Annotated in this window: 15 protein-coding genes; 8 read left to right on the forward strand and 7 right to left on the reverse strand. The window is 66.3% G+C overall.

What is annotated here, in order from left to right; genetic code table 11:
- Nucleotides 1-9 precede the first annotated feature (9 nt).
- Both ftsZ and lpxC read left to right on the forward strand, forming a co-directional pair.
- Nucleotides 10-1,191 (forward strand): cell division protein FtsZ, encoded by a 1,182-nt coding sequence (gene ftsZ / locus ACZ5R1_RS05190; RefSeq protein ID WP_288407445.1) that lies wholly within the window; start codon nucleotides 10-12, stop codon nucleotides 1,189-1,191.
- A gap of 109 nt (nucleotides 1,192-1,300) precedes the next feature.
- On the forward strand, nucleotides 1,301-2,215 hold the full coding sequence (lpxC, locus tag ACZ5R1_RS05195; protein ID WP_007162049.1) for a UDP-3-O-acyl-N-acetylglucosamine deacetylase: 915 nt from the start codon (nucleotides 1,301-1,303) through the stop codon (nucleotides 2,213-2,215).
- 59 nt (nucleotides 2,216-2,274) lie between these two features.
- On the opposite strand, the gene ACZ5R1_RS05200 is transcribed toward lpxC, so the two are convergent.
- The 4 genes from ACZ5R1_RS05200 to ACZ5R1_RS05215 all read right to left on the reverse strand — a co-directional run bounded on the left by ACZ5R1_RS05200 (nucleotide 2,275) and on the right by ACZ5R1_RS05215 (nucleotide 4,271).
- Nucleotides 2,275-2,613, reverse strand: a complete 339-nt coding sequence (locus ACZ5R1_RS05200) for a HopJ type III effector protein (protein ID WP_027600275.1) — start codon at nucleotides 2,611-2,613, stop codon at nucleotides 2,275-2,277.
- Complete coding sequence (locus ACZ5R1_RS05205; protein WP_007162047.1) at nucleotides 2,610-2,903, reverse strand: DUF1244 domain-containing protein; 294 nt, start codon at nucleotides 2,901-2,903, stop codon at nucleotides 2,610-2,612. The genes ACZ5R1_RS05200 and ACZ5R1_RS05205 overlap by 4 nt, the downstream gene beginning before the upstream one ends.
- Nucleotides 2,904-2,918: 15 nt before the next feature.
- The gene (gene folM, locus ACZ5R1_RS05210) at nucleotides 2,919-3,617 is read right to left on the reverse strand and encodes a dihydromonapterin reductase (RefSeq protein WP_044342459.1); all 699 of its coding nucleotides are present in this window, start codon (nucleotides 3,615-3,617) and stop codon (nucleotides 2,919-2,921) included.
- A gap of 96 nt (nucleotides 3,618-3,713) precedes the next feature.
- Nucleotides 3,714-4,271 carry a putative antibiotic biosynthesis monooxygenase gene (locus ACZ5R1_RS05215; RefSeq protein WP_007162045.1) on the reverse strand — a complete coding sequence of 186 codons (558 nt, stop codon included), beginning with the start codon at nucleotides 4,269-4,271 and terminating at the stop codon, nucleotides 3,714-3,716.
- Nucleotides 4,272-4,491: 220 nt separating this feature from the next.
- Between ACZ5R1_RS05215 and ACZ5R1_RS05220 the strand changes: the two genes are divergently transcribed.
- The 3 genes from ACZ5R1_RS05220 (at nucleotide 4,492) to ACZ5R1_RS05230 (ending at nucleotide 6,118) form a co-directional block, all read left to right on the forward strand.
- Entirely contained in the window at nucleotides 4,492-4,941 is a 450-nt protein-coding gene (locus ACZ5R1_RS05220; RefSeq protein WP_278388177.1) for a flavodoxin, read from the forward strand.
- 123 nt (nucleotides 4,942-5,064) lie between these two features.
- A complete protein-coding gene (locus ACZ5R1_RS05225; RefSeq protein ID WP_007162043.1) occupies nucleotides 5,065-5,436 on the forward strand; it encodes a CidA/LrgA family protein in 372 nt (123 codons plus the stop codon).
- Complete coding sequence (locus ACZ5R1_RS05230; RefSeq protein ID WP_464712835.1) at nucleotides 5,429-6,118, forward strand: LrgB family protein; 690 nt, start codon at nucleotides 5,429-5,431, stop codon at nucleotides 6,116-6,118. Before ACZ5R1_RS05225 ends, ACZ5R1_RS05230 begins: the two co-directional genes overlap by 8 nt.
- Here the strand turns inward: ACZ5R1_RS05230 and ACZ5R1_RS05235 are convergent.
- Nucleotides 6,115-6,921 carry a SirB1 family protein gene (locus ACZ5R1_RS05235; protein WP_027600280.1) on the reverse strand — a complete coding sequence of 269 codons (807 nt, stop codon included), beginning with the start codon at nucleotides 6,919-6,921 and terminating at the stop codon, nucleotides 6,115-6,117. The genes ACZ5R1_RS05230 and ACZ5R1_RS05235 overlap by 4 nt on opposite strands.
- 206 nt (nucleotides 6,922-7,127) lie before the next feature.
- Between ACZ5R1_RS05235 and ACZ5R1_RS05240 the strand changes: the two genes are divergently transcribed.
- Nucleotides 7,128-7,601: a phosphate-starvation-inducible protein PsiE gene (locus tag ACZ5R1_RS05240; protein ID WP_007162040.1), complete on the forward strand. Its 474-nt coding sequence runs from the start codon at nucleotides 7,128-7,130 to the stop codon at nucleotides 7,599-7,601.
- A gap of 82 nt (nucleotides 7,602-7,683) precedes the next feature.
- Here the strand turns inward: ACZ5R1_RS05240 and ACZ5R1_RS05245 are convergent, their stop codons facing one another.
- On the reverse strand, nucleotides 7,684-10,299 hold the full coding sequence (locus tag ACZ5R1_RS05245) for a DEAD/DEAH box helicase (protein WP_042137215.1): 2,616 nt from the start codon (nucleotides 10,297-10,299) through the stop codon (nucleotides 7,684-7,686).
- 124 nt (nucleotides 10,300-10,423) lie between these two features.
- On the opposite strand from ACZ5R1_RS05245, the gene ACZ5R1_RS05250 reads away from it, so the two are divergent.
- On the forward strand, nucleotides 10,424-10,594 hold the full coding sequence (locus ACZ5R1_RS05250) for a hypothetical protein (RefSeq protein WP_007162038.1): 171 nt from the start codon (nucleotides 10,424-10,426) through the stop codon (nucleotides 10,592-10,594).
- Nucleotides 10,595-10,688: 94 nt separating this feature from the next.
- Here the strand turns inward: ACZ5R1_RS05250 and pyk are convergent, their stop codons facing one another.
- On the reverse strand, nucleotides 10,689-12,140 hold the full coding sequence (gene pyk / locus ACZ5R1_RS05255) for a pyruvate kinase (RefSeq protein WP_007162037.1): 1,452 nt from the start codon (nucleotides 12,138-12,140) through the stop codon (nucleotides 10,689-10,691).
- A 196-nt stretch (nucleotides 12,141-12,336) separates the two neighbouring features.
- On the opposite strand from pyk, the gene ACZ5R1_RS05260 reads away from it, so the two are divergent.
- The gene (locus ACZ5R1_RS05260) at nucleotides 12,337-12,723 is read left to right on the forward strand and encodes a tetratricopeptide repeat protein (protein ID WP_007162036.1); all 387 of its coding nucleotides are present in this window, start codon (nucleotides 12,337-12,339) and stop codon (nucleotides 12,721-12,723) included.
- Nucleotides 12,724-12,729 lie beyond the last annotated feature (6 nt).

The following is a 12,729-nucleotide window of genomic DNA, read 5'->3' on the forward strand; positions in this document are numbered from 1 at the left end:
GAGGGGACCATGTTCGAACTCGTAGACAACATTCCACAAAGCGCCGTGATCAAAGTCATCGGCGTGGGCGGTGGCGGTGGCAACGCCGTCAACCACATGGTCAAAAGCGGTGTTGAAGGCGTCGAATTCATCTGTGCAAATACCGACGCCCAGGCCCTGAAGAACGTCACATCCCGTACCGTGCTGCAACTCGGCCCGGGCGTCACCAAGGGTCTTGGTGCCGGCACCAACCCGGAAATCGGCCGCCAGGCGGCCATGGAAGATCGTGAGCGCATCGCCGAAGTCCTCGAAGGCGCCGACATGGTCTTCATCACCACCGGCATGGGCGGTGGCACCGGTACCGGTGCGGCGCCGATCATCGCTGAAGTGGCCAAGGAAATGGGTATCCTGACCGTTGCCGTGGTCACCCGTCCGTTCCCCTTCGAAGGCCGCAAGCGCATGCAGGTCGCCGACGAAGGTATTCGCTCTCTGTCCGAATGCGTCGACTCGCTGATCACCATCCCCAACGAGAAGCTGCTGACCATTCTGGGCAAGGACGCCAGCCTGCTGGCCGCCTTCGCCAAGGCTGACGACGTCCTCGCCGGCGCCGTCCGTGGTATCTCCGACATCATGCAGCGTCCCGGCCTGATGAACGTCGACTTCGCCGACGTCAAGACCGTGATGGGCGAGATGGGCATGGCCATGATGGGTACCGGCCACGCCAGCGGTCCGAACCGTGCGCGCGAAGCCACCGAAGCCGCCATCCGCAACCCGCTGCTGGAAGACGTCAACCTGCACGGCGCCCGCGGCATCCTGGTCAACATCACCGCCGGCCTGGATCTGTCCCTGGGTGAATACGCCGCCGTCGGCGAGATCATCGAGGACTTCGCGTCCGAGCACGCCACCGTCAAGGTCGGCGCCGTGATCGATCCGGAAATGCGCGACGAGCTGCACGTCACCGTGGTCGCCACCGGCCTGGGTGCGCGCATCGAGAAGCCGGTCAAGGTGGTGGACAACACTGCCCAGACCCTGGCCGCGGCCCGTCAGGAAACCGCTCCGGTCAACTACGACGACCTCAAGTACCCGACCTCGATGCGCTCCGGTCGTGGCAGCCAGAGTCATGGCGGCTCGGCAGCGGCGACCAAGGTCAATCCCAACGACGACCTGGATTACCTGGACATCCCGGCCTTCCTGCGTCGTCAGGCTGATTGATCGGGTATATCACAAGCCAGGGTGTGATTAGTGGGCATCGATTTTCGCTTCTGCTATCATCGCGACTTCGTTGAACACCATTCGCACCCTGCGACCGAGCGGCCCTGGCATGATTAGACAACGCACCCTCAAGAACACCATTCGCGCCACTGGCGTTGGCCTGCATTCCGGGGAAAAGGTTTACCTGACCCTGAAGCCGGCGCCGGTCGACACGGGAATCGTGTTCCGTCGCACCGATCTCGATCCGGTCGTGGAAATCCCGGCCTGGGCCGAGAACGTGGGTGAAACCACCATGTCGACCAACCTGTTCAGCGACACCGGCGTCAAGGTCGGTACCGTTGAACACCTGCTGTCGGCCATGGCCGGTCTGGGTATCGACAATGCCTACGTCGAGCTGTCCGCGGTCGAAGTGCCGATCATGGACGGCAGTGCCGGTCCCTTCGTGTTCCTGATCCAGTCCGCCGGTCTGCAGGAACAGGAAGCGGCCAAGCAGTTCATCCGTATCAAGCGTGAAGTGACCGTCGTCGACGGTGACAAGCGCGCCACCTTCGTGCCCTTCGACGGCTTCAAGGTGACCTTCGAAATAGATTTCGATCACCCGGTGGTCAACAACCGTACCCAGAAGGCCTCGGTGGACTTCTCGAGCACCTCCTTCCTCAAGGAAGTCAGCCGTGCCCGTACCTTCGGCTTCATGCGCGACCTGGAATTCCTGCGTTCGCACAACCTGGCCCTGGGCGGCAGCGTCGACAACGCCATCGTGGTGGACGAGAAGGGTGTGATCAACGAAGACGGTCTTCGTTACGAAGACGAATTCGTCAAGCACAAGATCCTCGACGCCATCGGCGACCTTTACCTGCTCGGCAAGAGCCTCATCGGCGAATTCCGCGGCTACAAGTCCGGTCATGCCATGAACAATCGCCTGCTGCGTGCGCTGCTGGCCGATCGTGATGCCTGGGAAGTGGTGACCTTCGAAGATTCCGGTCTGGCACCGATTTCCTACATGAGACCTGCGGCTGCCGTCTGAGCCCGGTCCAAGAAAAAGCCCTGCATCCGCAGGGCTTTTTTTATGGCCGCTGAAAAGGCCTAGCGACGCGCCAGGGGCTCGCCCTGGAAGCTCACTCCGGCCAGGCCGTGGGCGATAAGGGCACGGATGTTGGCGTGGTCGCTGCCCTCGGGGGTCTGCAGCACGCTGCGATAGTGCTCGCCAAAGGCCAGCAGGGCTTCCTGATCGCTCAGACCTTCGAGCTTGGCCAGGCCCAGGGTCTTGCAGGAGCCTTCGTTCTGGCCCGCTGCATTGTCCACCGCGCCATTGCGAAAGGCGGTGGGCTGGTAGTGGTAGTGCTCGGCGACAAAGGCCAGGGTGTCGGCGAAGGCATGGTCGCCCTGGGCCAGGCGGGCGCGGAAGCTGGCGAGATCGCTCATTTGTTCTGCTGCTCCTGGAAGGCCGCGGCCTGGGCCGGCGAGGCCTCGGTCTGGTACTGGGCTTTCCAGTCGGCGTAGGGCATGCCGTAGACGGCCTCGCGGGCATCGTCCAGGCTCAACGCCAGGCCCTTGTCGTCGGCCGCGGCCTTGTACCACTTGGACAGGCAGTTGCGGCAGAAGCCGGACAGGTTCATCAGGTCGATGTTCTGCACGTCGGTGCGCTTGCGCAGGTGCTCGACCAGGGTGCGGAAGGCGGCGGCCTCCAGTTCCAGGCGGTCTTGTTCGGTCATGGCTGATTCCTCTTGCTAGCGGCGGCCGTGGCGCAGGTGGCGCCCGCCGTTGACGGTAAAGGTGCTGCCGGTGGCGTACTGGGTCGACAGCAGATAGAGCACGGTATCGACGATGGGATCGGCGCCGGGTTCGAAATCCAGCAGCGCCTTGTCCAGGGTCGCCTGGCGATAGGCCTCGTCGGCGCCTTCCTTGAAGATCAGCAGGCCCGGCGCGATGGTGTTGACCCGGACGGTGGGCGCCAGGGCCTCGGCAAAGGACAGGGTCAGGTTGTGCAGGGCGGCCTTGGTGGCGGCGTAGCCGATGTGGTTGCGGCTGCCGCGGGTGGCGCTGTCGTCGCCGATATGGATGATGTCGGCCCGGGGCGCGGCCAGCAGCAGGTCCTGCAGGCCCAGGTTGAGGTGGTAGGGCGCTTCCAGGTGCAGGCGATAGAGCAGCCGCAGATTGTCCAGGCCGTCTTCGGCCCAGACCGAGGCGTTGTGCACGATGCCGCGTAGCGCCGGATGGCGTTCATGCAGCTGTTGCAGCAGGATGTCGCGCTGCGCCTCTTCCGCCAGATCGACCTGATAGGCCTCGATCTCCAGGTCACGCAAGGGACCGGGATCGTCGCGATAGACGGCGATGACGGGTTGGCCCTCCGCCAGCAGCCGGCGGGTCAAGGCGAGACCGACACGGCGATTGGCGCCGGTGACCAGAAGGGGAAGGGTTGCGGACATGAGGGTACCCGATCCTGATGAACGAGGCGGCCAGAGGGCTGGCCGCCGCTATTGTACGCATTCGACGCGTCAGGATGCAGGCCGATCCGTGCGGGCCTAGCGGGCGCTGCCTCGCCAGTCGTTGGCCCGCGAGGCGTTGTGCAGCCAGCCCTTCAGCACCCGGGTGATCAGCGGGATGAAGACGCAGACCATCACCGGGGTAAGGATCAGGGTGCTCAGCAGGATGCGTGGCAGCAACGGCAGATGGGCCAGGTAATCGCCGAAGGCGGCATTGAACAGCAGCGAAATGGGAAAGAACGCCAGCCAGACCGCGATGCTCTGCTTCCAGCGCGGTGGCGGCTGCAGGCCGGCGCCGAACCAGTCGTCCATGCCTTGGGCGCGCCGTGCCAGGGGCGCTTCGAACAGGCCCTGGCCACGCTCCAGCCAGAGGCGCCGCGTGTCAGAGTGTTCCCAGGCGTCGAGGGTCTGGGGGCAGGCGAAGCGAAAGACGATCTGCACCAGGTTGTCGCCTGGAGGCGGGGTCAGAACCCCCGAACCGAGATAGCCGGGATGCCCGGTGGCCAGGGCTTCGCCTTCGCGCAGCCAGACCAGAAAGGCGTCGTATTGGCCAGCCGCGACGCGCCGCGCGACCATGAGGGTAACAGGCTGATTCATGCTCTAACTCCGGGCGATCGGGCCGGATAGGCCGGATGCCGTCACGCCGCCGGGTAGGCGGACAGGTGGCGAAGACGCCTGGGGTAGCAGGCGGCGCTAGCATAACAAGCCTTGAGACCCTTGGCTGCAGCCGGGGTTGCCAGCGGAGTCGTCTTGCTGACGGAGCGCCAAGCCGGGCCGCGCCAGGCATACTGGGCGGGATTCCACGCAAGAGGTCCGTATGAAAGTCGCACTGTTGAATGGCTCGGTCTATGGCACTGCCGAAGATATCGCCCGTCAGGTGAAGGCGCGCCTGAGCGCGGCAGGCCATGAGGTCTGGCACCAGCCCAATGCCGATCTCGCCAGCCTGGAGGCCTTCGCGCCCGAGGCTCTGCTGGCCGTCACCTCCACCACCGGCATGGGCGAATTGCCGGCCAACCTGGAATCCCTGTATTTCCAGCTGCGCGATCGGCTGCCGCCCTGGTCCGGACGACCCGGCGCCGTGCTGGCCCTGGGTGATTCCAGCTATGGCGACACCTATTGCGGCGGCGGCGAGCTGATGCAGGAATTGTTCGCCGAACTGGGGCTGCGCGAAGTGCTGCCCATGCTGCGCATCGATGCCAGTGAGACGGTCACGCCGGACGAAGACGCCGAGCGCTGGGTCGCCGAGGTCATCGCCGCCCTGGGCTGATCTTGCCCCGGCAGCAAAGCTGCTTTACCCGCGCGGAGCGCGCCGCCGGGCCCGGTTCGCTGTCCTCGTCCCCTCAGCCTCGGTATCCTTGGCGCCTGTCGAGGATTTGAGAAGGAGCCCTGGGTGAATAGATATCTGCGCCTGGCTCTGGAGCTGTGCGGATTGGGCGCGCTGTGGGGTGTGGGTACCTGGCTGGCCACCTATTTCGCCTTGCCGGTACCAGGCGGGGTGGTGGGGCTGGCCATGCTGCTGGTGCTGCTGGCCGCGCGCATCGTCGAGCCCGAGTGGTTGCAGGGCGGCGTGCGCCTGCTGCTGGGGGAAATGCTGCTGTTCTTCATTCCCGCGCTGCTGAGTCTGCTCGACTACGGCCCGTTGCTGCGGCAAGAGGGTGTGCGCATCCTGCTGGCCATCCTGCTCAGCACCGTGCTGACCATGGTCGCGACCGCCTTGACCGTGGACTGGATGTTTCGCCGGCGAGGGCGTCGCGATGCTTGATCTGCCCGGACTCTTCTGGCTGCTGCTGACGGTGGCGGGCTATGGGGTGAGTCGGCTGCTCTATGCCCGGCTGCGCTGGTATGTGGTCAGTCCGATCATCTTCGTCACGGTGCTGCTCTATGCCGCCACCCTCTGGCAGCAGGTGAGCTATGCCGAGTACGCCCACTACAGCCACTGGCTGATCACCCTGCTGGGGCCGGCGACGGTGGCCTTCGCCGTGCCGATCTGGCAGCAGAGACGCCTGCTGGCGCGCTACTGGCAGGCGTTGCTGGCCGGCCTCTGCGTCGGCAGTGGCGTGGCCATTGGCAGTTCCTGGTTGCTGGCCCGGCTGCTGCTGCTCGATGACCGGGTGCTGCTGTCCATGCTGCCGCGCTCCATCAGTACTCCCTTTGCCATGCCGATGTCCGCCACCGTGGGGGGCATCCCCGAGCTGACCGCGGCTTTCGTGATGATCACCGGCCTGGGGGGCGCCATCCTCGGCAGCCTGCTGATCAGGCTGCTGCCGCTCAAGTCTGCCCTGGCCCGCGGTGCCCTGTTCGGCATGGGCGCCCATGGCGTGGGGACCAGCAAGGCCTACGAGGTCGGCCTGGAGGAGGGCACCGTGGCCGGCCTGGTCATGGTGCTGGCCGGCCTGAGCAATCTGCTCGGCGCCCAGCTGGTGCTCTGGCTGCTGCACCGCTAGTGCAGGGTGGCGGACGGCGCGCCCAGTTGCGCCAGCCGCCGCCGCACCTGCTCGCGTTCGGCATCGTCTTCGCTGATCAGCAGGGCGTGCTGCAGGTCGTAGCGCTCGGCCTGGGGGCAGTCGAGCTGGCGGTACAGATCGGCGCGCGCCAGGTGATCGATGACCCCGACCGTGCCCAGCTCGATGACCCGCTGGGCATCCTTGAGCGCGGCCAGCGGCTGGTCGCCCTGGCGATGCAATTCCCGCAGATTGCGCGAGAGTCGCTGCATCATCTGCCGCGGACCGAGGGGCGCCAGATAGCTGGCCTGCAGTTGCGCGTTGGGCCCGAACTGATCCACCAGCAGTTGGCGGCAGTCGTTCATGTACAGGCGACGACCGCCGAAGGGTTCGAGCAGATGATCCGCGCCTGGCACGCGCAAGAGGAAATGTCCGGGAAAGCCGATGCCCTGCAGGTCGATCTCCAGGCGCCGGGCCAGTTCCAGAGCCACCAGGGCGATCGACAGCGGCTGGCCGCGTCGCCGCGCCAGGACCTCGTCGAGCAGGGCAGCCGTAGGGTTCAGGGGCCACTCGGCCGCGCGAAAACCGGCATCGCACAGCTGCCGCAACAAGGCCTGGGCCCGCTCGGCGTGACTGGCATCGCCATCCAGGCTGGCGACCAGGCGCAGTGCCAGGTCGTCCAGCGAGTGCAACAGGGCTGGGGGATCGATCTGTTCGTGGTGTTCGGCCGCGATCCACAGGGCGGCTTCCAGCAGCCGGGGATCGGGCCGGTCCAGGCAGGCGAGACAGGAAAGACGCGCGTCCACGGTAGACTCCGGAGCCCTCGCGGGCTTTTCCTCAGGTTTTAGCCTGCCAGCGCCGGGCCGTCCAGTCTGCGACAGTTGCGCACTGGCCGACGGTCCGGCTTCTCGCTATAAGAGCGACTGACGCCAGGGCAACCTCGAGAACGGGATTCCGGCATGGATCTATCTTCGAGTGGAGGTCTTCACTCTTGCGGAGGGAGCAGCACGCCATGAAATGGGCAGACAACGGTCGCAAACGCATGCACGACGGGGCGAACTCCCTCGGCAACCTGCTGGTGGAAGGCTTCCACTACTTCGGGCTGTTCGCCATAGGCGCGGCCACGGCCTGGGCCTCGGTGCTGGCCTTCCTCGGCATGCTCGACAAGGGCCAGGCGAGCATCGATGACATCCTGCTGCTCTTCATCTACCTGGAGCTGGGTGCCATGGTTGGCATCTACTTCAAGACCAACCACCTGCCGATCCGCTTCCTGCTCTATATCGCCATCACCGCCCTGACCCGCTACCTGATCGGTGACGTCTCTCATCATCGGCCACCGGATGTCGGGCTGCTGTATCTCTGCGGCGGGATCTTTCTGCTGTCGCTTGCGGTGCTGGCGGTCCGCGTCGCCTCGAACAGGTTTCCTTCCAGCAGGGCGCTGGATGCGGCGGGTGATGTGGTGGGCGAGGGCGCGGGCGACAAGTAGCCCGCGGCACCGCTATCCGCTGCGTTCCCGGCACCGCAGCTGGCCAGGCCAGACGCTGCCGGGATGAGCCGTTGGCGGGTGCCTAGCGGTCCAGCGGCGCCAACAACTGGGCCAGGTCGCTTTCGGTCAGGCGCCAGTCGCCGCTGTTCTCGCTGAGAATGCCGGCGCTCAGGCGCGCCTTTTCCTGCTGCAGCTGCTGGATGCGTTCTTCCAGGGTGCCGCGGGCGATCAGCTTGTAGACGAACACCGGGCGATCCTGGCCGATGCGGTAGGCGCGATCGCTGGCCTGCTGCTCGGCGGCCGGATTCCACCAGGGATCGAAGTGGATCACGGTGTCGGCCGCCGTCAGGTTGAGACCGCTGCCGCCGGCCTTGAGGCTGAGCAGGAACACCGGCACCTCGCCATTCTGGAAGCGCTGCACCGGGGTGCGCCGATCCCGGGTTTCGCCGGTCAGGGTGACGTACGGGATGCCGCGCTGGTCGAGATCGGCGGCGATGAGGTCGAGCATGCTGGTGAACTGGGAGAACACCAGGACCCGGCTGCCACCGGGGAGCAGGGCGTCGAGGCGCTCGTTCAGCGCCGCCAGTTTCGCCGAGGGCTTGGCCACGCTGGCGTCTTCGTTGGGCACCAGGCGCAGGTCGCAGCAGACCTGGCGCAGACGCAGCAGGGCATCGAGGATCAACAGCTGGCTGCGACCGATGCCCTGTCGGGCGATCTCGGCGCGGACGCGCTCGTCCAGCAATAGGCGCAGGTCTTCGTAGCGCTCGCGTTGCGCCGCGCTGAGTTCGACCAGCTGGACGATCTCGGTCTTGGGCGGCAATTCGCTGGCGACCCGCTGCTTGGTGCGGCGCAGCATGAAGGGTCGGACCCGTGCCTTGAGCGCCGCCAGGCGCTGCACATCGCCTTCGCGCTCCACGGGGATGCGATAGGCCTGCTTGAAGCCTTTCTCGTCGCCCAGCCAGCCGGGCATCAGGAAGTGGAATTGCGACCAGAGTTCGCCCAGGTGATTTTCCAGCGGCGTGCCGGTCAGGCAGAGGCGATGGCGGGCGCGCAGGTGGCGCGCCGCCTGGGCGGCCTTGGTGGCAGCATTCTTGATCGACTGGGCTTCGTCGAGCACCTGCAGGTGGAAGTCGTAGCCGGCCAGGCGCTCGGCGTCACGGGGCAGCAGGGCATAGGTGGTGAGCACCACGTCGTGTTCCGGAATCCGCTCGAAGCGACTGCTGCGGGCGCTGCCCTGCAGGGTCAGCACGCGCAGGCCGGGGGCGAAGCGGGCGATCTCGTCCTGCCAGTTGGGGATCAGGCTGGTGGGCATGACGATAAGCGCCGGCGCGGTCAGGCGACCGGCCGCCTGCTCGACGAGGATGTGCGCCAGGGTCTGCAGCGTCTTGCCCAGGCCCATGTCGTCGGCCAGGATGCCGCCCACGTCCAGTTCCCGCAGCGCCTGCAGCCAGGCCACGCCGTCGCGCTGATAGGGCCGCAATTCGGCGTGCAGGGTGTCCGGCAGGACCACCGGCTCGGCGGCATAGCTGCGCAGGCGTTCGGCAAAGTTGCGCAGGCGCTCGCCGCCTTCCCACTCCAGCGGCAGGCGTTCGTCCAGCTCGGCCAGGCGCGCGGCGTCCAGGCGCGGCAGGCGCAGCGCACGATCCTGGGTGAGGCGATCGGTGGCATAGAGTTCACCGAGGATCTGCAGGATCGGCTTGAGCCGCCCCAGGGGCACGGCGACCCGTTGCACCCGGCCCTGCTGGCCGGCCAGGCGCGGCGGCTCGATACGCAAGAGCACGGGTTCGTCGTCGGCGCGCTTGGCCAGCATCGCCGGTTCGTACTGGGAGGGCTCGCGCCGTATGGCGTCGATCAGCAGCGGGATCAGGCTGACGCGGCGCTGGCCCAGGCGGATGCCCAGTTCGACGTCGAACTGGCCGCTCGCGGCGGTCGCGTCCTGCACCTCTTCGAGGTGACCGTACCAGCCTTCCACCGGTGTCAGGTCGAAGGTGAATTCGGGATGGGCCTCGATCTGCCAGCCGGCTTCGCGCAGACCGGGGATGACCTGCTGCACGAATCTGAGCCAGGCGGGGTCGTCCGGCAGTTCGAACATCTCGCCACTGTCGTCGGGCAGCGCGGCGCTGCGCCGGGTGGCCAGGCGCAGGCCGTGGTCGAGCAGCGTCTGCCGCCAGCGTTGTTCGGCCGGCAGCTGGCGCGCGGGATAGTCGGCCTCCGGGGTGCGCGGCGGCGCGCCGAACAGGCGCCGCGAGCCATAGGCGAAGGCCAGGGCGGCGCGATGGCGTACCGTGGGTCTCATCTTGCCGATGTGGCGGTCGTAATCGATCTGGGTATGGCTGCCAAGGGTCAGGACCGGGCGAGGCAGCTCCGGATGGGCGACCGGCGTGGCCGGCAGGGCGGCCTCGCTGCGTTGCAGCCGCTCGAGTTCGATGAGGGCGGCGGCGGCATGCTTGCAGTTGCGGCCGACCGGGCAGGTGCAGCGGGCGTCGACCCGCCAGGCGGTCTCGCCCGCGCGCAGGCTGATCGCCTGCCGATAGGCCGGTCCGGCCGGGCTGTGGCACTCGGCATAGAGCTGGCCCTTGGCGGCCGAGCGCAGTTGCACCAGGCCGTCGAGCGCCAGCCGCCGGCCGCGCTCGTAGTTGCGCTCCGTGAAGGCGCCTTTCCAGTCCTGCCACTTGAGCCGTTCGAAACGTAACGCCATCGTTCACCCAGGCTGTTCGTACCAAACCGGCTATTCTGCCACAGTCCGCCAGGCGCCCGCCGGACTCCCTTGACCTATGTGAGAATGAGAATATAGTGCATTTAAATGGGTAGGGAGCGAGACGATGCGTGAACAGCCGTTGACCAGCGTAGCCCTGATCGATGCCAGTCGCCTGGAAGCACGGCGAGAAGGGCGCTTGCGCGCGCTGCAGCGCGGCATCCTCATCAGTTGCAGCCTGGGTGTCCTGGGCGCTGCGGCCCTGCACCTGGCCTACTTGGCCGCCGGCGGTCGCTAGGGCTGCCTGGCCCCGATCCGTCCAGAAAAAAGCCCCGCACAGGGACCTGTGCGGGGCTTTGTCTTCAGCACCGGTCGGAGACCGGCGGCGGGGGTCAGACCAGCAGGTCGCCCACGCGGTACATCTTCATGGTGTTGGTGCCGTCACGCTTGGTGTAGCTGTCGCCCTTGGTCAGGATGACCCAGTCGCCGTGCTCGACGATACCGCGCTTGAGCAGTTCGTCCACCGCGGCCTGGCTCACCTTGTTCGCCGGCATGGTGGTCGGGTCGAAGGGGATGGTGTGCACGTTGCGGAACAGCGCGGTGCGGGCCTGGGTGGCGCGGCTGGACGCGAAGGAGAAGATCGGCACCGAGGAACGCAGGCGCGACATGATCAGCGGGGTGTAGCCGGTGTCGGTCAGGCTGATGATGGCCTTCACGCCGGGGAAGTGGTTGGCCACGTAGATGGAGGCCAGGGCGATGCTCTCGTCCCAACGGGTGAAGGTATGACCCAGGCGGTGGCTGGACAGCTTGCTGGTGGGCTGCTTCTCGGCACCGACGCAGACGCGCGCCATGGCCTTGACCGCTTCCACCGGATACTGGCCGGCGGCGCTCTCGGCGGAGAGCATCACGGCGTCGGTGTTGTCCAGCACGGCGTTGGCCACGTCGGAGACTTCCGCACGGGTCGGCATGGGGCTGCTGATCATCGACTCCATCATCTGGGTCGCGGTGATCACCGCCTTGTTGAGGCGCCGGGCGTGGGAAATGATGCGCTTCTGGATGCCCACCAGCTCGGCGTCGCCGATTTCCACGCCCAGGTCGCCCCGGGCCACCATCACGGCGTCACTGGCATGGATCAGGCCGTCCAGGGCTTCGTCGTCCGCCACGGCTTCGGCGCGCTCGATCTTGGCCACCAGCCAGGACTTGCCACCGGCGGCTTCCATCAGGCGACGGGCTTCGTGCATGTCTTCGGCATCACGCGGGAAGGACACGGCCAGATAGTCGACCTCCATGGAGGCGGCCAGCTTGATGTCTTCGCGGTCCTTGTCGGTCAGCGCCGGAGCGGTGAGGCCACCACCGCGACGGTTGATGCCCTTGTGGTCCGACAGCGGGCCGCCGATCAGGGTGGTGCAATGCAGTTCGGTGGCGGTCATGCCTTCCACGCGCAGGACCACGCGGCCATCGTCCAGCAGCAGTTCGTCACCCACGCGGCAGTCGGTGACCAGGCCCGGGTAGTCGATGCCGACCACTTCTTCGGTGCCTTCGGTGCGCGGATGAGCGATGGACAGGCGGAAGGGATCGCCGACCTTGAGTTCGATGCGCTTGTTGACGAACTTGGCGATGCGGATCTTCGGACCCTGGAGATCGCCGAGCAGGGCGACATGGCGACCGTGCTTGGCGGCGAGATCCCGTACCAGCTGACCACGAGCCCGGTGCTCGTCGGGCGTTCCATGCGAGAAGTTCAGGCGGGCGACGTCGATGCCGGCGATGATGAGCTGCTCGAGGACTTCCGGAGAATTGCTGGCCGGGCCCAGGGTGGCGACGATCTTGGTACGGCGATAAATCATGCAGTCTTTCCTTTAGCGGATTGCAACCATGAGTCGGCGCCTTAGCGCCGAGTCGACGTAGAACACGGAGCGCAGCTCATTGTAGCGCTGTCGCGTGGCCAGCACATGACGGCTTTTCGCAGCTTGGTCACACCAATGGTCGTTTGCCCTCAAGAAGCGGGCTCCGGCGCCGATCTAGCGAGCAGGAGGACTTTCCATGCGCCCTTATCTCTGCCTGTTCCTGCTGCTCGGCCTCACCGGCTGTACCAGCGTCTCGATGAATTCCTATCTGGATGCCGCCTATAAATCCTATAGCGAAGGCGACTGCAACAATGCCTTGCTGCAGATCTCCCAGGCTGAACGCAAGGGTCGGGCACGGCCCTGGCTGCAACCGGAATTTTCCATGCTGCGCGGCCAGTGTCTGGAGCAGCAGCAACTGTACGCCGACGCGGTCCAGACCTATCGTTTCATCCAGGTCCGGTTTCCGGCCAGCGAATACGCCTATCGGGCCCAGGCCCGACTGGACACCCTGCGCCAATTGGGGCTAGATGGCGGAACGGCCGTTGCGACGCCCCAACCGGTGCGAAAACTACCGCAGCGCTGAGCTTTC

Source organism: Pseudomonas sp. Pso3, assembly GCF_055393275.1.